This window comes from Bosea sp. 124 (assembly GCF_003046175.1).
GTDB lineage: Bacteria > Pseudomonadota > Alphaproteobacteria > Rhizobiales > Beijerinckiaceae > Allobosea.
On sequence record NZ_PZZM01000001.1, the window covers coordinates 1,496,508 to 1,516,884 of the forward strand.

General features: G+C 66.4%; 18 protein-coding genes. 13 read left to right on the top strand and 5 right to left on the bottom strand.

What is annotated here, in order from left to right:
- The first annotated feature begins 165 nt into the window (after positions 1 to 165).
- The 4 genes from C8D03_RS07035 to C8D03_RS07050 all read left to right on the top strand — a co-directional run bounded on the left by C8D03_RS07035 (position 166) and on the right by C8D03_RS07050 (position 5,866).
- Positions 166 to 1,953: a peptide ABC transporter substrate-binding protein gene (locus C8D03_RS07035; RefSeq protein ID WP_108045628.1), complete on the top strand. Its 1,788-nt coding sequence runs from the start codon at positions 166 to 168 to the stop codon at positions 1,951 to 1,953.
- Between the two features lie 154 nt (positions 1,954 to 2,107).
- On the top strand, positions 2,108 to 3,067 hold the full coding sequence (locus tag C8D03_RS07040) for an ABC transporter permease (RefSeq protein WP_108045629.1): 960 nt from the start codon (positions 2,108 to 2,110) through the stop codon (positions 3,065 to 3,067).
- Positions 3,033 to 3,974 carry an ABC transporter permease gene (locus tag C8D03_RS07045; protein ID WP_108045630.1) on the top strand — a complete coding sequence of 314 codons (942 nt, stop codon included), beginning with the start codon at positions 3,033 to 3,035 and terminating at the stop codon, positions 3,972 to 3,974. The genes C8D03_RS07040 and C8D03_RS07045 overlap by 35 nt, the downstream gene beginning before the upstream one ends.
- Before the next feature lie 41 nt (positions 3,975 to 4,015).
- Positions 4,016 to 5,866 (top strand): ABC transporter ATP-binding protein, encoded by a 1,851-nt coding sequence (locus tag C8D03_RS07050; protein WP_108045631.1) that lies wholly within the window; start codon positions 4,016 to 4,018, stop codon positions 5,864 to 5,866.
- A gap of 180 nt (positions 5,867 to 6,046) precedes the next feature.
- Here C8D03_RS07050 and C8D03_RS07055 read toward each other — a convergent pair whose 3' ends face one another.
- Positions 6,047 to 6,562, bottom strand: a complete 516-nt coding sequence (locus C8D03_RS07055) for an Lrp/AsnC family transcriptional regulator (RefSeq protein WP_108045632.1) — start codon at positions 6,560 to 6,562, stop codon at positions 6,047 to 6,049.
- A 112-nt stretch (positions 6,563 to 6,674) separates the two neighbouring features.
- Here C8D03_RS07055 and C8D03_RS07060 point away from each other — a divergent pair, with 112 nt between their 5' ends.
- The 3 genes from C8D03_RS07060 to C8D03_RS07070 all read left to right on the top strand — a co-directional run bounded on the left by C8D03_RS07060 (position 6,675) and on the right by C8D03_RS07070 (position 9,362).
- Positions 6,675 to 7,700 carry an ABC transporter substrate-binding protein gene (locus C8D03_RS07060; RefSeq protein ID WP_108045633.1) on the top strand — a complete coding sequence of 342 codons (1,026 nt, stop codon included), beginning with the start codon at positions 6,675 to 6,677 and terminating at the stop codon, positions 7,698 to 7,700.
- Between the two features lie 157 nt (positions 7,701 to 7,857).
- Positions 7,858 to 8,610 carry an ABC transporter permease gene (locus tag C8D03_RS07065; RefSeq protein WP_108051307.1) on the top strand — a complete coding sequence of 251 codons (753 nt, stop codon included), beginning with the start codon at positions 7,858 to 7,860 and terminating at the stop codon, positions 8,608 to 8,610.
- On the top strand, positions 8,598 to 9,362 hold the full coding sequence (locus C8D03_RS07070; protein ID WP_181300750.1) for an ABC transporter ATP-binding protein: 765 nt from the start codon (positions 8,598 to 8,600) through the stop codon (positions 9,360 to 9,362). Before C8D03_RS07065 ends, C8D03_RS07070 begins: the two co-directional genes overlap by 13 nt.
- Before the next feature lie 18 nt (positions 9,363 to 9,380).
- Here C8D03_RS07070 and C8D03_RS07075 read toward each other — a convergent pair whose 3' ends face one another.
- The 3 genes from C8D03_RS07075 to C8D03_RS07085 all read right to left on the bottom strand — a co-directional run bounded on the left by C8D03_RS07075 (position 9,381) and on the right by C8D03_RS07085 (position 13,208).
- On the bottom strand, positions 9,381 to 10,388 hold the full coding sequence (locus C8D03_RS07075) for an Lnb N-terminal periplasmic domain-containing protein (RefSeq protein ID WP_108045635.1): 1,008 nt from the start codon (positions 10,386 to 10,388) through the stop codon (positions 9,381 to 9,383).
- A 217-nt stretch (positions 10,389 to 10,605) separates the two neighbouring features.
- Complete coding sequence (locus C8D03_RS07080; protein ID WP_108045636.1) at positions 10,606 to 12,216, bottom strand: phosphoenolpyruvate carboxykinase; 1,611 nt, start codon at positions 12,214 to 12,216, stop codon at positions 10,606 to 10,608.
- Positions 12,217 to 12,419: 203 nt separating this feature from the next.
- Complete coding sequence (locus C8D03_RS07085) at positions 12,420 to 13,208, bottom strand: HugZ family pyridoxamine 5'-phosphate oxidase (protein ID WP_248308380.1); 789 nt, start codon at positions 13,206 to 13,208, stop codon at positions 12,420 to 12,422.
- A gap of 141 nt (positions 13,209 to 13,349) precedes the next feature.
- Here C8D03_RS07085 and C8D03_RS07090 point away from each other — a divergent pair, with 141 nt between their 5' ends.
- From C8D03_RS07090 to C8D03_RS07110, 5 genes are all read left to right on the top strand, one after another.
- Positions 13,350 to 14,051 carry a response regulator transcription factor gene (locus C8D03_RS07090; protein WP_108045638.1) on the top strand — a complete coding sequence of 234 codons (702 nt, stop codon included), beginning with the start codon at positions 13,350 to 13,352 and terminating at the stop codon, positions 14,049 to 14,051.
- A gap of 169 nt (positions 14,052 to 14,220) precedes the next feature.
- Positions 14,221 to 16,020: a sensor histidine kinase gene (locus tag C8D03_RS07095; protein ID WP_108045639.1), complete on the top strand. Its 1,800-nt coding sequence runs from the start codon at positions 14,221 to 14,223 to the stop codon at positions 16,018 to 16,020.
- 9 nt (positions 16,021 to 16,029) lie between these two features.
- On the top strand, positions 16,030 to 16,476 hold the full coding sequence (locus tag C8D03_RS07100) for an HPr kinase/phosphorylase (protein ID WP_248308381.1): 447 nt from the start codon (positions 16,030 to 16,032) through the stop codon (positions 16,474 to 16,476).
- Between the two features lie 110 nt (positions 16,477 to 16,586).
- The gene (locus tag C8D03_RS07105; protein ID WP_108045641.1) at positions 16,587 to 16,988 is read left to right on the top strand and encodes a PTS sugar transporter subunit IIA; all 402 of its coding nucleotides are present in this window, start codon (positions 16,587 to 16,589) and stop codon (positions 16,986 to 16,988) included.
- 44 nt (positions 16,989 to 17,032) lie between these two features.
- Positions 17,033 to 17,356: an HPr family phosphocarrier protein gene (locus C8D03_RS07110; protein WP_108045642.1), complete on the top strand. Its 324-nt coding sequence runs from the start codon at positions 17,033 to 17,035 to the stop codon at positions 17,354 to 17,356.
- Positions 17,357 to 17,359: 3 nt separating this feature from the next.
- Here C8D03_RS07110 and C8D03_RS07115 read toward each other — a convergent pair whose 3' ends face one another.
- Positions 17,360 to 18,685, bottom strand: coding sequence for a hydantoinase/carbamoylase family amidase (locus tag C8D03_RS07115; protein ID WP_210203901.1), 1,326 nt, complete (start codon positions 18,683 to 18,685; stop codon positions 17,360 to 17,362).
- A gap of 225 nt (positions 18,686 to 18,910) precedes the next feature.
- On the opposite strand from C8D03_RS07115, the gene ahcY reads away from it, so the two are divergent.
- Positions 18,911 to 20,311: an adenosylhomocysteinase gene (gene ahcY / locus C8D03_RS07120; RefSeq protein WP_108045643.1), complete on the top strand. Its 1,401-nt coding sequence runs from the start codon at positions 18,911 to 18,913 to the stop codon at positions 20,309 to 20,311.
- The last annotated feature ends 66 nt before the right edge of the window (positions 20,312 to 20,377 follow it).

The following is a 20,377-nucleotide window of genomic DNA, read 5'->3' on the forward strand; positions in this document are numbered from 1 at the left end:
TTGCCCCAGACGCCGGGCCGCCCGCCCTGCGATGGGCGCACATTTGCTCTGCGCTGCACAGTTGACGCTTTCGTTGGCACATGGCTTGCTGAGGGCGACCGAGAGGGAAAACGGCGCAGCAAGCGCCGGACGACCGGCATTGAGCTTATGAGTGGAGACATCCCCATGAAAGACCAGGAACTGGGCCATCTGATCGCCCGCGTGAAGGAAGGCGCCCTGTCGCGGCGCTCCTTCATCAAGAAGGCGGCGGCCATCGGCCTGGCTGCACCATTCGCCAATCAGCTTCTGGCCTTCAACGGCGTCGCGATGGCGCAGAGCAAGTATGAGTACAAGCCGACCAAGGCCGGCGGTGGCGGCCCGCTGAAGGTGCTGCTCTGGCAGGCGCCGACCCTGCTGAACCCGCATTTCGCCAGCGGCACCAAGGACCAGATCGCCTCGCGCATCTTCTTCGAGCCGCTCGCCGGCTGGGACAAGGAAGGCGTGCTCACGCCGTGCCTGGCGGCCGAGATTCCCTCCAAGGCCAATGGCGGTCTCTCCGCCGACGGCAAGGAAGTGATCTGGAAGATCAAGCCGGGCGTCAAATGGCATGACGGCAAGCCCCTCACCGCCGACGACGCCGTCTTCACCTGGGAATACGCCGCCGATCCGGCGACGGCTGCCTACACGACGGGCGCCTACAAGGACATCAAGGTCGAGAAGGTCGACGAACTCACCATCAAGGTGATCTTCCCACAGCCGACGCCGTTCTGGGCCGACGCCTTCGTCGGCGTCACCGGCCAGATCCTGCCGAAGCATCATTTCGGCGAATACAAGGGCGCCAAGTCCCGCGAAGCTCCGGCCAACCTGAAACCGGTGGGAACCGGGCCCTACAAGTTCGTCGACTTCAAGCCGGGCGACATCCTGACCGGCGAGCGCAATGCCGACTATCACATCAAGAACCAGCCCTTCTTCGACACGATCGAGTGCAAGGGCGGCGGTGACGCGGTGTCGGCAGCGCGCGCCGTGTTGCAGACCGGCGAATACGACTATGCCTGGAACCTTCAGGTCGAGGACGAAGTCCTCAAGCGCATGGAGACCGGCGGCCGCGGCAAGATCAGCGCCGTGGTGTCAGGCGACATCGAGTTCATCATCCTCAACACGACCGATCCGTGGACCGAGGTCGATGGCGAGCGCTCGAGCGCCAAGACCAAGCATCCGACGCTGTCGGATCCGAAGGTCCGCGAGGCGATCAACCTGCTGATCGACCGTGACTCGGTGCAGAAGTTCATCTACGGCCGCGGCGGCATCGCGACCGCGAGCTTCGTCAACGAGCCCAAGCAATTCAAGTCGCCGAAGTTGAAATACGAGTTCAACATCGACAAGGCGAACAAGATCCTCGACGACGCCGGCTACAAGAAGGGCGCTGACGGCATCCGCGAGAAGGACGGCAAGAAGCTGAAATACGTCTTCCAGACCTCGATCAATGCCCCGCGCCAGAAGACCCAGGCGATCATCAAGCAGGCCTGCCAGCGCGCCGGCATCGACCTTGAGCTGAAGTCGGTCACCGCCTCGGTGTTCTTCTCCTCGGACGTGGCGAACCCCGACACCTACACCAAGCTCTATGTCGACATGGAGATGTATACGACGACGCAACCGCAGCCCGATCCGGAGCGCTTCCTGAACCAGTTCACGTCCTGGGAGGTCGCCAACAAGGAGAACAAGTGGCTTGGCCGCAACGTCTCGCGCTACACCGACAAGGCCGCCGACGAAGCCTATCAGGCGGCCCAGAAGGAACTCGACCCTGCCAAGCGGGCCGCGCTGCTGATCAAGGTCAACGAGATCTTCTGCGAAGCCAATGTGATCCTGCCGCTGCTGTCGCGGACACGCGTCGCCGCGTCCCTCAACAACATCACGCATGATCACAGCGGCTGGGACGTCGATACCTGGAACATCGCTGGCTGGTATCGCAGCTAAGATCCGGGGGAGCGGGCGGCTCCGCGTGGCCCAGCGCCGCGCGGGGCGGCACCGCTCCCTCTTCGTTTTGACGACGCAAAACCCGCCGCCGTTCCGGTGGCGGTGTTCTGCGGCTTGTGGCGGTTAGAGTCCGCGTTCGAAAGAAGTCTGTTTGATGGGCGCTTACCTGCTGAGGCGACTGCTGATCGCTATTCCGAGTCTGCTCGGTATCAGCCTGATCCTGTTCACCGTGCTCGCCATGGCGCCGGGCGATCCGTTTTCGGAGATGGCGACCAATCCCAACGTCCCGCCGGAGGTCCGCGAGGCGCTGCGTGCCAGCTTCGGCCTGAATGATCCGATCATGGTGCGCTATCTGCGCTGGCTCGCCGCCATGGTGCAGGGTGACTGGGGCTTTTCCTTCGCGAGCCGCATCGATGTCGACAAGCTGATCCTGCAGCGCGTCCCGACGACGCTGTTCGTCGTCGGCTCCTCGCAGATCCTGGCGCTCTGCATCGCCCTGCCGGTCGGCATCTTCGCCGCGACGCGGCCTTATTCCATCTTCGACCAGGTCGCCAACACGCTGGCCTTCGTCGGCTTCTCGCTGCCGACCTTCTTCACCGGCCTGCTGCTGATCCTGATCTTCTCGGTCGGGCTCGACTGGTTCCCCTTCGTCTATCGCTCCGACATCGCGGCGACCGGCTGGCGCTGGTACTGGGAGATGTTCCGCCAGGCGATCATGCCGATCACGGTGCTCGGCCTGTTCCAGGCGGCATCCTACACGCGCTATGTGCGCTCGGCGGTGCTCGACGTCATTCGCCTCGACTACGTCACCACGGCGCGCGCCAAGGGCCTTGGCGAAAAGACCGTGACGCTACGCCACATCACGCGCAACGCGTTGATCCCGGTCGTTACCCTGGTCGCCCTGCAGATGCCGGCGGTGTTCGGCGGTGCCATCGTCACCGAGCAGATTTTCCGGATTCCCGGGATCGGCTCGCTCCTCATCGACGCGATCCTGGCCAACGACACCCCGGTCATCATGGCGGTGACCTTCGTCTTCGCCTGCCTCGTCGTCCTGTTCAATCTCATTGCGGATCTGCTTTATGGCTGGCTCGACCCTCGCATCTCCTTCGGCTGAGCCCGTGACGGGTCCTGCCCAGACGAGCGCTGCGACCTCGCCCGGACGCGAGACGTGGAAGCGTTTCCGCCGGCACAAGCTGGCGATGGCGAGCAGCTTCGTGCTCGCCTTGCTGATCCTCGGCGTCGTCGTCGGGCCCTGGCTCTGGCCGGTCGCGATCAACGACATCGACTTCTCGGCGCAGCTCCAGACCCCGTCCTGGAACCATCCCTTCGGCACCGACGATCTCGGTCAGGACCTGCTGGCGCGGATGATCTATGGCGGGCGGATCTCGCTCGCCGTCGGCCTCGCGGCGATGTTCGTCGCGACCTTCTTCGGCATCGTCATCGGCGCGATCGCCGGTATGTCGCGCGGCTATATCGATAACTTCCTGATGTGGGTGACGGACCTGTTCCTGTCGCTGCCGCAGCTGCCCCTGCTGCTGCTGGTGATCTATTTCTTCCGGGAACAGCTGAAGGCCGCCTTTGGTGTCGAAGGCGGCGTCTTCGTGCTGATCGTCATCGTCATCGGCGGGTTGAAATGGATGCCGGTGGCCAGGCTGGTCAGGGCGCAGTTCTTCTCGCTGCGCGAGAAGGAGTTCGTCGAGGCGGCCAAGGCGTCGGGCGCGACGAAATTCCGCCAGATGGTGCATCACATCCTGCCGAACGCGATCGGCCCCGTGATCGTCGCGGCGACGATCGAGGTCTCCTCGGCCATCATCGCCGAATCGACGCTCTCCTTCCTCGGCCTCGGCTTCCCGCCCGACATCCCGACCTGGGGCCGGCTGCTGTTCGACGCCAAGGACCATCTCGACTCCGCGCCGCACTGGGCCCTCTTCCCGGGCGCCGCGATCTTCCTCACCGTGCTCTCGATCAATTTCATCGGCGACGGACTGCGCGACGCGCTCGATCCGCGCCGTGTGATCTGACGCAAGAAGTCATCTGACCCAAACCCTCGGAAGGCAATCGCATGACCACACCCATCCTGTCCGTCAGCAACCTCACCACCTCCTTCCGGGTCGAGGGGGCGTGGAAGCAGGTCGTCCGCAATGTCTCCTTCGACATCGCGCCGAAGGAGACAGTCGCGGTCGTCGGTGAGTCCGGTTCGGGCAAGAGCGTGACCGCGCTGTCGATCATGCGCCTGACACCGCCCGGCTCGAGCAAGATCGAGGGCTCGATCAAGCTCAACGGGCAGGAGTTGCTGACACTGCCCGAGCCGCAGATGCGCAAGATTCGCGGCAACGACGTCGCGATGATCTTCCAGGAGCCGATGACCTCGCTGAACCCGGTGCTGACCATCGGCTTCCAGATTGCGGAAGCGCTGATCCTGCATCGCAACATGTCGCGTTCGGAGGCCGAGGCCGAGACCGTCCGCCTGCTGGAAAAGGTCCGCATCCCGGCGGCGAAGTCGCGCTTCCACGAATATCCGCACCGCTTCTCGGGCGGCATGCGCCAGCGCGTGATGATCGCGATGGCGCTGGCCTGCAAGCCCAAGCTCCTGATCGCCGACGAGCCGACGACGGCGCTCGACGTGACGATCCAGGCGCAGATCCTGCAGCTTATCAAGCTGCTGCAGGAGGAAGAGGGCATGTCGGTGCTCTTTATCACTCACGACATGGGTGTCGTCGCCGAGATCGCCGACCGCACGGTCGTGATGTATAACGGCCAGGCTGTGGAAACGGGCGCGACGGAGGACATCTTCGCCCGCGCCCAGCACCCCTATACGCGCTCGCTGCTCTCGGCCGTGCCGAAGCTCGGCTCGATGGAAGGCCGCAAGCGGCCGATGCGCTTCCCGGTCGTCGACCGCGCGACGGGCGAGTCCGACGTGCCGACCGAGACGCCCGACACCGTCAAGGCGGCCGAGCGGCCGGTGCTCGAGGTCTCCAACCTGACCACCCGCTTCGAGATCCGCTCGGGCCTGCTCGGCTCGGTGCAGGGCCGCGTCCATGCGGTCGAGAACGTCTCCTTCAGCGTCCAGGCCGGCGAGACGCTGGCGCTGGTCGGCGAATCCGGCTGCGGCAAGTCGACGACCGGCCGCTCGGTGATGCGCCTGATCGAGCCGCTGTCCGGCTCGGTGCTGCTCGACGGCGTCGATGTGCTCAAGCTCAACCAGAACGACCTGCGCGAGCAGCGCAAGCGCATGCAGATGATCTTCCAGGACCCCTTCGCCTCGCTGAACCCGCGCATGAATGTCGGTGCGGCCATCGCCGAGCCGCTGCTGATCAACAAGCTCGCGACGCGCTCCCAGGCGCGCGACCAGATCGCCGAACTGTTGCGCCGCGTCGGCCTGCAGCCCGACATGGCGAGTCGCTTCCCGCACGAGTTCTCGGGCGGCCAGCGCCAGCGCATCTGCATTGCGCGCGCACTCGCCGTCGAGCCCCGGCTGATCGTGGCGGACGAAGCCGTCTCGGCGCTCGACGTCTCGGTCAAGGCGCAGGTCGTCAACCTGATGCTGGAACTGCAGGCCCGCATGGGGCTCGCCTATCTCTTCATCTCGCATGACATGGCGGTGGTGGAGCGCGTCAGCCACCGCGTCGCGGTGATGTATCTCGGCGAAATCGTCGAAATCGGTCCGCGCGAGGCGATCTTCGGCAATCCGCAGCACCCCTACACCAAGCGCCTGCTGGCCGCGGTGCCGATCGCCGATCCGACGCGCCGCCACGAGAAGACCCCGCCCTCCAACGACGAGATCAAGAGCCCGGTGCGCGCACCGGACTTCGTCCCGCCGATCCGCCAGTTCCGCGAGGTCTCGCCTGGCCATGCCGTGATGATCTGGGGCGAGGAGTGGGAGAAGCCGGTGATCGAGGCCGTCGCCGCCTGATCCGTCGACAGCGCATGCCGGCTCTCGTCACGAGGGCCGGCAGGGGCACTTGCAAACGCACCATCACCGCTCGCTTGCGGGTCCCGGATCGACACCGCCAGAGGCGGCTTGTCCGGGACGACAGCGCCTCATGATATCCCCGATGTCGGCCGGGCCGACCGGCTCAGATGGGACGACGTCTCACGGCTTCGGCAGATCCGGCACGCGATAGGCCGTCGTCGACTTGATCCGCTCCATCGCGAAGCGTGAGGTGACGTTCTTGAGCGGGATCGTCTCGATCAGCTTCTTGTAGAACGTGTCATAGGCCGCCATGTCGGCGACGACGACGCGCAGCATGTAGTCGACATCGCCGGCCATGCGGTAGAACTCCATCACCTCCGGCATCGACGAGACCATCTGCGCGAACTTATCGAGCCAGGGCCCGGAATGGTCGGCCGTCTCGATCTGCACGAAGACCGTCAGCCCCAGTCCGATCTTCTCCGGCGCCACCAGCGCGACGCGCTTCAGGATGACGCCCGACTGCTCGAGCTTCTGGATCCGCTTCCAGCACGGCGTCTGCGACAGCCCGACACGATCGGCCAGTTCGGCGATCGAGATATTGGCATCCGCCTGCAGCACCGTAAGGATTTTCCGGTCGATCGCGTCCATTCTCTGACATCCGCCTTGAAGAGAAGATTGATGCTGCTCATGCAGCATTTGAAGAATAATTATCTTTTTAACCGTCGCTACTTGCTTTCAGATAGAAAATCCTTTTCTCAATCTGTCAAGGGCGCCCTCTCCGGCGCCGTCGTGACACAGGATTTGACCGATGGATCGCCGCCAGTTCCTGCTTGCCGGGTCTTCGCTGCTCGCCGCCGCGCCCTTCGCACCGGCCCTGGCCCAGGCGCCCGTTGCCGCCCGCATCGGCTATATTCCGATCATCGGCACGGCTCCGGTCTTCGTCGCGCATGGCGAGGGCTGGCTGAAGGAGGCCGGCATCGCTCCGACCTTCACCGTCTTCGAGTCGGGCCCCAACATGATCCAGGCCTTCGCCTCGGGCACGATCGACTTCTACGTCGCCGGCATCGCGCCGCTGGCGGTGGCGCGCTCGCGCGGCGTCGATGTCCGCGTCGTCGCCGCAACCGCCATCGCCGAGAACGTCTTCGTCGCGGCGCCGGCGCTCGCCAAGTTCTTCACGCCGGGCACAGCACCGGCTGCCGCCTTCAAGGCGCACAAGGCGGCGACGGGCAAGGCCGCGCGGCTGGCGACGCAGCCCGCCGGCTCGGTGCCCAACACCGTGCTGCAATACTGGCTCTGGGAGGTCGCAAAGGCCGACAAGGGCGATATCGAAGTGGTGCCGATGGGCATCGACGCGACCCAGCAGGCCGTGCTCGCGGGAGCCGTCGAGGGCGGCATCGTGCGAGAGCCGGCGCTGACCATCGTCCAGACGCGCAATCCCGGCATCAAGCTGATTGCCGGCGGGCAGGAGCTCTTCCCCGGCCAGCCGGGCACCGTCGTCGCCGGTTCGGGAGCCTTCGTCACCAGGAATCCCGAGGCCGTGCAGAAGCTGGTCAACAGCCTGGTGCGGGCCGCCGACCTGATCGCGAAGAATCCGGACAAGGCCGCGCCCCATGTCGGCGCCGCGCTCGGCAAGGGCATCGTCGACCCCGAGCTGATCCGCAAGGCGCTGGTCTCGCCGGCCTCGACCTTCGAGATCGACCCGCGCAAGATCATCGAGCCGTCCCGCGCGATGCAGGCCTATCAGGTCAAGCTCGGCTCGCTGGAGAAGGAGCTGCCCTTCGACGGCCTGTTCGAGACGCAGTTCTACGAGCGTGCGGCCAAGGCTGCAGGCTGAAATCCGTCGATCTCCGATCCACAGCCCTCATCCTGAGGAGCGGCCCGCAGGGCCGCGTCTCGAAGGATGTTCCAGCTTGGCTCCTCCCGCGCGTCCTGAACCATCCTTCGAGACGCCGCTTTGCGGCTCCTCAGGATGAGGGCTGATTGACTTGACCTTGACCTCGCTCCGGGCTCCTGCCCTCGCCTTTCTCGGCCTCGTCGTCTTCCTGCTGCTGTGGGAGGCGATCCCGTTCTTCGGCATCGTCAACCCGGCTTTCCTGCCCGGACCGAGCGCGCTGCCGCGCGCCTTCGCCGCCGAGGTCAGGTCGGGGGCCTGGCTCTCGGCGATCCTCGGCTCGCTCGGGCATTATTTCACCGGGCTGATCCTCGGCTCGCTCCTCGGCGCGGCGCTCGGCGTCCTCGTCGGCATGTCGCGGACGGCCGAGGAGGCGACGGCCTGGGTCGTGCGCGTGCTGCGGCCGATCCCCGGCCTCGCCTGGGTTCCCTTTGCGATCATCTGGTTCGGCGTGAACCCGTCGGCGGCGGTGTTCATCATCGCCATCGGCGTGTTCTGGATCGTCTTCTTCGCGGCGCAGGGCGCGATCCGCGGCGTCGACCGCGACCTGATCGAGGTGGCGGACGCCTTCGGTTTCCGCTCGCCCTGGCAGCGACTGAGCAAGATCCTGCTGCCGGCGGCGATGCCCGGCATCCTCGTCGGCGTCAGAACGGCACTGGGACAGGCCTGGATGGCGGTGGTGGCGGCCGAGATCTTCGGCGTGGCCGGCGTCGGTCAGCGCATGATGCAGGCTTCCAGCCTGCTCGCGACCGATATCGTGGTGATCTACATGCTGACCATGGCGGGGCTCTACGGCTTCCTCGACACGCTGTTCGTCGCCTTCCAGAAATGGGTGCTGCGATGGAAAGCGTGATCGACATCAGGGGCTTGTCGCTGACCTTCACCCGAGACGGCGAAGCGACGGAGGTTCTGCGCAAGCTGGACCTTTCGGTGGCGCGCGGCGAGTTCCTCGCCATCGTCGGCCCCTCCGGCGTCGGCAAGTCGACGCTGCTGCGCGTCATCGCCGGGCTCGCCAGCCCGAGCGGCGGCGAGGTCACGATCCATGCCGCCGACACGACGCGGCGCCCCGTAGCGCTGGTCTTCCAGGATTCGCGGCTGCTGCCCTGGCGCAAGGTCGCCTCCAATGTCGGCTTCGGCCTCGAGGGCCAGGCGCCGCGTGCCGCCCGGCAGGCGAAAGCGCAGGAGATGCTCGATCTCGTCGGCCTCGCAGCGCAAGCACAGCGCTGGCCGCACCAGCTCTCCGGCGGCCAGCGGCAGCGCGTCTCGCTGGCGCGCGCGCTCGCGGTCGATCCCGAGATCCTGCTGATGGACGAGCCGTTCTCGGCGCTCGACGCGCTGACGCGCGAGAATCTCCAGGACGAGCTGATCCGGGTCTGGCAGCGCACCGGCAAGACCGTGCTGTTCGTCACCCACGATATCGACGAGGCGGCCTATCTCGCCGACCGGGTGGTGATCCTGTCGGGGGCACCGGGTCAGATCATCGCCGAGCATCGCATCACGGCGCCACGCCCGCGCCGGCGCGGCGCGGCGGCCGAGGCCGAGATCGTGCGGGCGGTGAGACTGGGGCTCGGTGCCGATACGGTGAGCGACGGCGCAGCGATCTGAGCGGCGCCGGACGGCCCGTCACGGCCGCCCGGCCGGGACGCCCTCGCGAATCTTCGCGGAGAAATCAGGGTCGTCGAGCGACACGGCCCTGGCCCTCTCGCCGATCCGGGCCCGGCGCACCAGCTCGTCGAGCGGAATGTCGGTCCTGACGGCGCCGATGCGCTGGAGATAGCCCGGCAGGAGACCCGAGAGCAGCACCCGCGGATCGAGCGGCAGCGAGAACTTCCAGGCCGGCGCGACCGAGCCGACCAGCGTGTAGACCACGGTGGTGCAGTTGGTCGTGAGCGTGTTGTACCAGCGCGGCCGGGCCGCCAGCTCGTTGACGTCGGCGACATAGGCGAGCAGCACGTCGCGCGCCTGGGCCGGCGTCGCCGCGATCCGGAAAAGCCGCACATCCTCCTTGCGCGCATGGCTGCGCAGGCCGACGAGGTCGCGCTCGGGTGCGGCGACATAGGCCATCTCGTAGCTGCGAAAGAAGCCCGCGAGCGCCGACCATTCCTCGCCCTGCTCGCGGCGTACCTCGATCGAGAAGGTCAAAGGCGGCTGATCGGCGAAGGGGAAGCTGACGAGCAGATGGGCGATGGCCTCGCCCGACCAGTAGGAGAGGAAGAGGTCTATGCCCTCGATCTTCGTCAGATCGTAGCGCCGCGTCTCCCAGCGCTCGTCATAGTCGCTCTCGGTGCGCCAGTTGAAATTGCGCAGGTTCGAGACGGTCAACATCTCGCCCTCGCGGGCGATCGAGGGCAGGCGGGCGAGTTCGGGAATCCATGCGCGCTGGTGCGAGGGCATCAGGCCACTCCACCAGCCAAGCAAACCGATGAAGACCACGGCGAAGGAGAGGGGCAGTCGCGCCGCGCCGGTCCACAGCCCGATCACGCCGGCGAGCCCGGCGACGCCGAAGCCGACCGCGGCGACCTGCGCCGTCATGCCAGTCAGGCGAAACAGCAGCAGGCCGGAGCCCCAGGCCGTCGCGCCGAGGAGGACGAGCGTGGCGACAAAACGGAAGGCGAAGATCAGGATTGCCACGCTGTCAGCATCCTGTCGTTCGAAGAGTTGGCGCGGGGAACCCTCTCCGGAAGGGAGAGAGCAAGGTGAGGGGCCGAAGGTCTGAGTTCCAGCCGTGACCTTATCGGTGCCTTGGGCCGGAGGCGAGACCCAATTGGTCGAACGGCCGACACCTCTCCCCTGCCCCCTCACAAGAGAGGGGTTGCCCGCGCCTCGATCTGAAGACGCCGAAAGCCGATCACGCCGCCAGCGAATTGACCGGCGCCGCCGCCTTCACCGCATCATCGACATGGTCCTCGAAGCGCTTGAAGTTCTTGGCGAACATGCCGACCAGGTTCTTGGCGGTCTCGGCGAAGGCCGCCTTGTCCTGCCAGGTCTTGACCGGATAGAGGATGTGCGGCTCGACGCCTGGCACCGAGGTCGGCACCGCAAAGCCGAAATAGGGGTCGCGGCGGAAATCGGCGCGGTTGAGCGAACCGTCGAGGGCGGCCGTCAGCAGGCGGCGCGTGACGCGGATCGGCATGCGCCGGCCGGTGCCATACTGGCCGCCGGTCCAGCCGGTGTTCACCAGCCAGCAATCGACATGGTGTTTGGCGATGAAATCACGCAGCAGGTTGGCGTATTCAGACGGATGCCGCGGCAGGAAGGGCGAGCCGAAGCAGGTCGAGAATTCGGGCTCGACGCCGACGAGGCCGCGCTCGGTGCCGGCGACCTTCGCGGTGTAACCCGAGAGGAAGTGATACATCGCCTCGGCCGGGGTCAACTTGGCGATCGGCGGCATCACGCCGAAGGCGTCGGCCGTCAGCATCACGATGTTCTTGGGGGTGCCGGCGCGGCCGGTGCGCGAGGCGTTGGGGATGAAATCGAGCGGATAGGCCGAGCGCGTGTTCTCGGTCTTGCTGCCGTCGTCGAAATCGACCTCGCGCGAGATCGGATCCATCACGATGTTCTCGAGCACCGTGCCGAAGCGCAACGAGGCGGCATGAATCTGCGGCTCGGCCTCAGCCGAGAGCTTGATCGTCTTGGCGTAGCAGCCGCCCTCGAAATTGAAGATGCCGTCCTTCGACCAGCCATGCTCGTCGTCGCCGATCAGGGTGCGGTCGGGATCGGCCGAGAGTGTGGTCTTGCCGGTGCCGGAGAGGCCGAAGAAGATCGCGGAATCGTCGCGCGAGCCGACATTGGCCGAGCAGTGCATCGGCACGACGCCCTTCGTCGGCAGGACGAAGTTGAGATAGGTGAAGACGGACTTCTTCATCTCGCCGGCATAGGCAGAGCCGCCGATCAGCACGATCTTGCGGGTGAAGTCGATCGCGATCACGGTCTCGCTGCGGCAGCCATGGCGGGCCGGATCGGCCTTGAAGCTCGGCAGGTCGACGATCGTCATCTCGGGCGCATAGCCGGCGATCTCCTCGACGGCCGGGCGGATCAGCAGGTTGCGGATGAAGAGGGAATGCCAGGCCATCTCGGTGTAGACGCGCGCCTTGACGCGATGAGCCGGATCGGCGCCGCCATAGAGGTCCTGCGCGAAAAGGTCCTTGCCCTCGGCATGAGCGATGAAATCGGCCAGCAGCGTCTCGAACTGCGCCGGCGTCATCGCGTTGTTGTTTTCCCACCAGACCGAGGTCTCGGTCAGCGCATCGCGGACAGTGAACTTGTCCTTGGGCGAACGGCCGGTGTGGGTGCCGGTGTCGGCCGTGATCGCGCCGCCCCGCGAGAGTTGAGATTCGCCGCGCCCCAACGATTCCTCGTAGAGCCGCGCCGCCTCAAGGTTCCAATAGACGGTCTTCAGATTGCGAAAGCCGAACGTCTCCGCCCCGTGGGCGGCGTTGAACTGACCGATGGTTTTCACAGGAACCTCCCGAGGCGGTGTGGGATGTCGCAACCGCCTGATCTGCAAGATGCGCGCGAGCCGGGGCCGCGCGGATGAACCAAGTATCGTCGATAACCGTCCCTTAAGGCCATGATGGCGCCGGCTCAAGGCATCGGGAAGACCCCGGCACGAACAATCTCGCCTAAATCGATTGAATCGAATCAACTTGGTAAATCAGTGGGCTAGCCCGTCTTGCGTGCCGCGGCCGCGAGTTCGACCAGAATGCTCCGGAGTTCGCCTGGCGTTGCGACGGGCGCGGGGAAGGGCAGTCGCAGCGCCTGGTCGCCCCTGGCGAGGTCGGCGCCGTCGGGGTCGAGCCCGGTCAGGCGCCAGGCGCCGTCGACCGCCCCCAGCAGCGCCGTGGCATAGTGCCTGACGGCATCGGCATGGTCCTCGTTCATATGGGCGACCGCGCCCTCCTCCATCCCGGCGAGAGCGCTTGCGGCGACAGTGTCGCTGAGCAGATCGGAGGGCGTCAGCTCATAGGCGCGACCGAAGCCGCCATTCAGGCTCGCCGCCTCGAGATCCAGCGCGAAAAAACAGAAATCGCCGAAGTCGGCATAGAGCGCGGCCTTGGGCTGGCGCGCCAGGAAGCGGCGGCGGATGCGGGCGCCGGCCTCGCTCGCGCGCTCGATCTGGCGGGCGCGCAGCTTGAGCGTGATCCGCGCATGGGCCAGCGGATCGCCCTTGCCGCCCGGCGCCAGCAGGAGCGAGCAGCGCGGATCGGCCTTCAGGTTGCCGGTATGCGACGACAGTGCCGAAACGAGGATCAGCGGGGTCCCGTCGATATCGGTGGCAAGGCTGACCAGACTGGCCGAAGGATGGCCGTCCGGCCCCAGGGTCGCGAGCGAGCCGAAGCGGGCGCCGCGCAGGAGTTGTTTGCCCAGCGCACGCGCCTGATCGTCGGTCGGCCGGATCGGATCCGTGCGCCGGTCTGCCGGGGGCGGCGTCTGCATTGGGGGGGTCGTCATGGAACCTGCGGCCTCTTCGGGTCTTTCTGTGACGGGGACATAGGCAAACCGCCATGGCGCAGCTAGATTGCGGCCACGGTTTGGCCTCTCTCTCGCGAGAGTGACCCAGTTATTGCAACGCGGCCAAGAGACAAAGAGCTGATGCCAACCATTGCGCTGGTCGATGACGACCGCAACATCCTCACCTCGGTTTCCATTGCGCTCGAAGCCGAGGGCTATCGCATCATGACCTATACCGACGGCGCCTCGGCGCTGGACGGGCTGAAGCAGAATCCGCCGGACCTCGCGATCTTCGACATCAAGATGCCGCGCATGGACGGCATGGAGCTGCTGCGGCGGCTGCGCCAGAAGTCGGACCTGCCGGTGATCTTCCTGACCTCGAAGGACGAGGAAATCGACGAGCTCTTCGGCCTGAAGATGGGCGCCGACGATTTCATCCGGAAGCCGTTCTCGCAGCGCCTGCTGGTCGAGCGCGTCAAGGCGATCCTGCGCCGCGCCGGCGCCAAGGACCCCGCCGCCGCCCCGCGCAGCGAGGACGCCAAGGCCCTGGAGCGCGGGCTGCTCCGCATGGACCCCGAGCGCCACACCTGCACCTGGAAGGGCGAGCCGGTGACGCTGACCGTCACCGAGTTCCTGATCCTGCAATCGCTGGCACAGCGGCCGGGCGTGGTGAAGAGCCGCAACGCCCTGATGGACGCGGCCTATGACGACGAGGTCTATGTCGACGACCGCACCATCGACAGCCACATCAAGCGCCTGCGCAAGAAGTTCAACCAGGTCGATGTCGATTTCGACATGATCGAGACCTTGTACGGCGTCGGCTACCGGTTCAAGGAAGGCTGACGCAGTCGTCTCTTCGCAGCCCTCATCCTGAGGCGCCGCGGAACGCGGCGTCTCGAAAGATGCTCCAGCGATGTCCGTAGCCTCCTGAAGCATCCTTCGAGACGCGGGCTGAAGCCCGCTCCTCAGGATGAGGCTGCGGGAAAGCTAACGAGGCAGGCGTTCCAGGCTGATGGCAACGATCGACGACGAGCGCGGGACGGAGGTCCGCAGGAGAGAGAGCGGGCCGACGCTGCGCCAGCGTCTCCGCGCCCTCACCCGCCGCACCCTGCGCGCGATCTCGTCACGTGCAGCGTCGAGCCTGACGCGGCGCATCGTCGTCCTCAACCTCGGCGGCCTCGTCGCATTGCTGGTCGGCTTCCTCTATCTCAACCAGTTCCGCGAGGGGCTGATCGAGTCCCGCGTGCAGAGCCTGCTGACGCAGGGCGAGATCATCGCGGGCGCGATCGCTGCGTCCGCGACCGTCGAGACCGATGCGATCACCATCGACCCGGACAAGCTGCTCCAGCTCCAGGCGGGCGAGAGCGCCGGGATCGCCGAGGATCCGCTCGATTTCTCGATCAATCCGGAAAAGGTCGCGCCGCTGCTGCGCCGGCTGGTGACACCGACCAAGACGCGGGCCCGCATCTACGACCGCGACGGGCTGCTGACGCTGGATTCGCGCAGCCTGTATTCGCGCGGCGATGTGCTGAGGCTCGACCTGCCGCGCGTCGGGGAGCCGGACGAGGCGCCGCTGCTCGAGCGCACCTGGAACCTGCTGCGCAACCGGCTCGGGCGGGCCGACATGCCCACCTATGACGATTTCGAGAACGCCAACGGCAAGTCCTATCCCGAGGTGGCGCGCGCGCTGAACGGGATGCCGGCCAGCGTCGTGCGGGTCAACACACGCGGCCAGACCATCGTCTCGGTGGCCGTGCCCGTGCAGCGTTTCCGGGCCGTGAAAGGCGCGCTGCTGCTCTCGACGCAAGGCGGCGACATCGACACCGTCATCGCGTCGGAGCGCTATGCGATCCTCCAGGTCTTCGCGATCTCGGCGGTGGTGATGATCCTGCTCTCGGTGCTGCTCGCCGGCACCATCGCCGAGCCGATCCGCAAGCTCGCCGACGCCGCCCAGCGCGTGCGCAGGGGCGTGAAATCGCGCGAGCAGATCCCGGATTTTGCCAGCCGGCATGACGAGATCGGGCATCTCTCCGGCTCGTTGCGCGAAATGACCAAGGCACTCTACAGCCGCATCGAGGCGATCGAGAGCTTCGCCGCCGACGTCGCCCATGAGCTGAAGAACCCGCTGACCTCGCTGCGCAGCGCGGTCGAGACCCTGCCGCGGGCAAAGTCCGACGAGTCGCGCGGGCGCCTGCTTGCCGTGATCCAGCACGATGTGCGCCGGCTCGACCGGCTGATCTCCGACATCTCCGACGCCTCGCGGCTCGACGCCGAACTCGCCCGCAACGATTCCGCGCCGGTCGATCTGGCGCAGGTGCTGGAAGCCGTGGTCTCCGTGCAGAACGAGACCCGCCGCGAGGGCCAGCCGCGGATCGAACTCATCACCGAGCGGCGCAGCCAGCGGCCCGGCGGGCGCGACGGCTTCCTGGTGATCGGCCATGATTCCCGGCTCGGACAGGTCCTGGTCAACCTGATCGACAATGCCCGCTCCTTCTCGGCGCCCGACAAGCCGGTCCGCGTCACGCTGTCGCGCGTGGCCAATGATGTGCTGATCACCGTCGAGGATGACGGGCCGGGCATCGAACCGCATGCGCTGGAGCGGGTCTTCGAGCGCTTCTACACCGACCGGCCGAATGAGGGCTTCGGCCAGAATTCGGGGCTCGGCCTGTCGATCTCGCGCCAGATCATCGAGGCGCATCGCGGCACGATCCGTGCGGAAAATCGCCTCGGTCCGCCGGGGCCCGATGGCGAACAGCCGCGACTGGGCGCGCGCTTCATCGTCTGCCTGCCGGCCGCGACGCCGGTGGCCTGAGCGCAGATCATGAGCGACAGTGCCATTCATGCGACGACCGTCGCGATCGGCGAAGCCGGTGTGCTGATCCGGGGCGCTTCAGGCGCCGGAAAGTCGGTTCTGGCGCTGGCGCTGATCGCCGAGGCGCGACGGGCCGGACAGTTCGCGCGGCTCGTCGCCGACGATCGCACCGCGCTCGGCGCACGTGGCGGGCGGCTGCTGGCGCGGCCCGTGCCGCCGCTGGAGGGGCTGATCGAGCGCCGCGGGCTCGGCCTGACGCCGGAACCCTATCTGCACGCCGTGGTCGTGCGGCTGATCGTCGATCTCAGCGGGACGGAGCCCGAGCGCATGCCGGAACCCGAGAACCTGGTCGAACGGCTCGCCGGAATCGACCTGCCGCGCCTGACGGTGATGGGGCGAGCGGGCGACGAAAGGCTCGTCCTGGCCGCGCTGACGCTGTTTATGGACGCGAATTAATCTTACATTTTAACAAGTTTCTGTCGAGCCGGCTTGCCTATCCTTCGCACCTGCCGCATAAACCGCGACCTTGTCCGGGCGCTTTCAGGCGCTCTCCGGTGCCATAGTGAATGATCGGACTGGTCCTCGTGACGCATGGGCATCTGGCCACGGAATTCCGTGCCGCGCTCGAACACGTCGTCGGCCCTCAGCAGAATCTCGCCACCATCGCCATCGCCCCCGATGACGACATGGAAGGCCGTCGCCGTGACATCATCGCGGCGGTCGAGCAGGTCGAGACCGGCAAGGGCGTCATCGTCCTGACCGACATGTTCGGCGGGACGCCCTCCAATCTCGCCATTTCGGTGATGGAGCCCGGCCGCATCGACGTCGTCGCCGGCATCAACCTGCCGATGCTGATCAAGCTCGCCAGCGTGCGCGAGGAAAAGACCCTCGACGAGGCGGTGACCAGCGCGCAGGATGCCGGGCGCAAATACATCACCGTCGCCAGCCGCGTGCTGGCCGGCAAGTGAATGCGGACGCGTTGAGCGCAGGCGGCGGGGCGGTGGGCTTCCAGATGGGCGAGAGCGAGGACGACTGCGACTGCCCCGAGGTCGAGATTCCGGCCGGCGCGCTTTATGGCGAGTTCCAGATCGTCAACAAGAAGGGCCTGCACGCCCGCGCCACAGCGAAATTCGTGCAATGCGCCTCGGGCTTCGACGCCGACGTGACCGTCACCCGCTGCGGCGAGACGGTCGGGGCGACCTCGATCATGGGCATCCTGACGCTCGGCGCCGGCATCGGCTCGACGATCACCGTCGTCGCCAAGGGCCGCGAAGCGAAGGACGCACTGCAGGCACTGCAGACGCTGGTGGCGGATCGGTTTGGCGAGGGCGAGTAGCCCCTACTCCACGCCCGCGACCCCCGACAGCACATTCGCCAGCACCCGCGTCGCCTGCATGAAATCGGCGATCTCCATGGCCTCGTCCGGGTTGTGGCTGCCCTTGTCATTGCGCACGAAGATCATCGCGGCGGGGATACCGGCATCGGCGAAGTCCTGCGCGTCATGACCGCCGCCGCTGGCCATGGTCAGGACCGGGATGCCGAGACCTTCCGCCCCGGCCTGCAGCGCCGAGACCAGTTCGGGCGCCATCAGCGACGGCATCGAGCGGTCGAAAGGGTCGAGGGTGAAGACAACGCCGCGCTGCGCCTCGATCCTGCGGGCCTGATCCCGCAGGAAGGCTTCCATTCCGTCCAGCGTTGCGCGGCTTTGGCTGCGGATGTCGAGCGCAAAATCGACCTGGCCCGGCACCTTGGTCAGGGAATGCCGGTCGGCCTCGGTCGCGAATTTGCCGACCGTGACGACCAGATCTTCGCCGCCGGCGCGGCGGCGAGCCCACTCGCCGTCGAGCGCCATGACGAGGTCGGCCATCGCGAAAACGGCATCCTGACGATATTCGTGCGGCACGGCGCCGGAGTGCGACCAGGCACCGAGCGCGCGGGCATTGCGGGCGCGATAGGCGCCGCGGATGCCGGTGACGATACCGACGGGAATCGCGCGGTGCTCCAGGATCGGCCCCTGCTCGATATGAAGTTCGACATAGCCTGCGTAATCGGCGGGACTCAGGATCGGCGGACCGGCCTCGATGCGGGCCGGGTCGAAGCCGGCCTCGCTCATCATCGCACGCAAGGGTCGGCCGGTCGCGACGTGGATGGCGCTGTCGAGTTCACCCTCCCAAAGCAGGCCGAGGGCGGCGCGGCTACCGAGATGACCGCCATGGCACCCGACGAACCAGGTGCTGCTCTCCTCGGCCCGAAAGGCCATCAGGACGATGTCGCGCTCGGGGCGGATGCCGGCGTCGATCATCGCCGCAATGACAGTGAGCCCGGCGATGACGCCGGCAGCACCATCGAAATTGCCGCCGATATGCACCGAGTCGAGATGCGATCCGACGATCCAGGCCGGCAGGTCTGGGCGGCCACCGGCGAAGCGGGCCGCGAGATTGCCCGCCGCATCGACGGACACGGCAAGGCCGAGATCCCGGGCGAGCGCGGCGATCCTGTCATGGGCGCGTTGTTCGCCCGCCATATAGGAGGTGCGCGTCACGCCGCGCCCGTCGGCGCTGTCTGCGCGCAGGGTCTCGAAGACGGAAGCGGCGAAGGCCTCGCGGGCGATGACGGCCACGTCGAGCGCCGGAGAGGGCCGGAAGGCAGCGGCAGAATGTGGCAAGGGAGATCTCCGGAGCGGACATGCCGCGACGAAGGCCGTGGCTCTCTTCCTCTGCCATCGGGCAAGATCGCGGCCAAGGGGCCGCGCCCGCCCGCATCGCTCGCGGCGAGAGCGGACATAAAGACATCTTTATATCTTTGATTGCACTTCGGCGCCGGCGCTGCTAAAGACCCGCCCGTCATTCAAGACCGACCCTTTGCCAGAACGAGCAGTGGAGCAGCCCCCGTGTCGAAATCCGATTACGTCGTCAAGGACATCAGCCTCGCGGATTACGGCCGCAAGGAAATCAACATGGCCCAGGACGAGATGCCGGGCCTGATGGCGATCCGCGCCGAGCACAAGGGCAAGTTCCCGCTCAAGGGCGCTCGCGTCGCCGGCTGCCTGCACATGACCATCCAGACCGCCGTGCTGATCGAGACGCTGACTGAGCTGGGCGCCGATGTGCGCTGGTCGTCGTGCAACATCTTCTCGACCCAGGACCATGCCGCCGCCGCGATCGCCGCGACCGGCGTGCCGGTCTTCGCCATCAAGGGCGAGACGCTGGAAGAGTATTGGGAGTACGTCCTGCGCACCGCGACCTGGGGCGATGGCGGCACGCCCAACATGATCCTCGACGATGGCGGCGACCTGACCATGCTGATCATCCTCGGCGCCGAGGCGGAAGCCGGCAAGGCCGAATTCCTCGACAAGCCGGGCAATGAGGAGGAGACGATCTTCTTCAAGCTGATCAAGCGCGAGCTCAAGGCCAATCCGGGCTGGTTCACCAAGACGCGCGCCGCGATCAAAGGCGTCTCGGAAGAGACCACCACCGGCGTGCATCGCCTCTACGAGCTGGCCAAGGCCGGTCGGATGCCGTTCCCGGCGATCAACGTCAACGACTCCGTCACCAAGTCGAAGTTCGACAACCTCTATGGCTGCCGTGAATCGCTGGTCGATGCCATCCGCCGCGGCACCGACGTCATGATGTCGGGCAAGGTCGCCTGCGTCGCCGGCTATGGCGACGTCGGCAAGGGCTCGGCCGCCTCGTTGCGCCAGGCCGGCTGCCGCGTCATGGTCACCGAAATCGACCCGATCTGCGCGCTGCAGGCGGCGATGGAGGGCTATGAGGTCGTCACCATGGAGGACGCCGCTCCCCGTGCGGACATCTTCGTGACCGCCACCGGCAACCTCGACGTCATCACCGTCGACCACATGCGCGCGATGAAGCACCGCGCCATCGTCTGCAATATCGGCCACTTCGATTCGGAGATTCAGGTCGCCGGCCTGAAGAACTTCAAGTGGGACAACGTCAAGCCGCAGGTCGACGAGGTCGAGTTCCCCGACGGCAAGCGCATCATCCTGCTCTCGGAAGGCCGACTGGTGAACCTCGGCAACGCCACCGGCCACCCGTCCTTCGTGATGTCCTGCTCGTTCTCGAACCAGACGCTGGCCCAGGTCGAACTCTGGAACCACCACGCCAAGTACGAGAACAAGGTCTACACCCTGCCCAAGCATCTCGACGAAAAGGTCGCGGCGCTTCACCTCGCCAAGGTCGGCGCCAAGCTGACCGTGCTCAACGATGCGCAGGCCAAGTATCTCGGCCTAGCCGCAACCGGCCCGTTCAAGCCCGAGCTGTACCGCTACTGACATCCGCGCCCACCGGATTTCGGAAAGGCCCGGCGTTCGCGCCGGGCCTTTTTCTTTGCCGGGACG

Coding starts and splice junctions, on each gene's coding strand:
- C8D03_RS07085 (WP_248308380.1), bottom strand. CDS start 13,208: ATGACGACCCCCCCAATGCAGACGCCGCCCCCGGCAGACCGGCGCACG.
- C8D03_RS07035 (WP_108045628.1), top strand. CDS start 166: ATGAAAGACCAGGAACTGGGCCATCTGATCGCCCGCGTGAAGGAAGGC.
- C8D03_RS07050 (WP_108045631.1), top strand. CDS start 4,016: ATGACCACACCCATCCTGTCCGTCAGCAACCTCACCACCTCCTTCCGG.
- C8D03_RS07060 (WP_108045633.1), top strand. CDS start 6,675: ATGGATCGCCGCCAGTTCCTGCTTGCCGGGTCTTCGCTGCTCGCCGCC.
- C8D03_RS07070 (WP_181300750.1), top strand. CDS start 8,598: ATGGAAAGCGTGATCGACATCAGGGGCTTGTCGCTGACCTTCACCCGA.
- C8D03_RS07105 (WP_108045641.1), top strand. CDS start 16,587: ATGATCGGACTGGTCCTCGTGACGCATGGGCATCTGGCCACGGAATTC.
- C8D03_RS07055 (WP_108045632.1), bottom strand. CDS start 6,562: ATGCTGCATGAGCAGCATCAATCTTCTCTTCAAGGCGGATGTCAGAGA.
- C8D03_RS07100 (WP_248308381.1), top strand. CDS start 16,030: ATGAGCGACAGTGCCATTCATGCGACGACCGTCGCGATCGGCGAAGCC.
- C8D03_RS07095 (WP_108045639.1), top strand. CDS start 14,221: ATGGCAACGATCGACGACGAGCGCGGGACGGAGGTCCGCAGGAGAGAG.
- C8D03_RS07090 (WP_108045638.1), top strand. CDS start 13,350: ATGCCAACCATTGCGCTGGTCGATGACGACCGCAACATCCTCACCTCG.
- C8D03_RS07110 (WP_108045642.1), top strand. CDS start 17,033: ATGGGCGAGAGCGAGGACGACTGCGACTGCCCCGAGGTCGAGATTCCG.
- C8D03_RS07040 (WP_108045629.1), top strand. CDS start 2,108: ATGGGCGCTTACCTGCTGAGGCGACTGCTGATCGCTATTCCGAGTCTG.
- C8D03_RS07045 (WP_108045630.1), top strand. CDS start 3,033: ATGGCTGGCTCGACCCTCGCATCTCCTTCGGCTGAGCCCGTGACGGGT.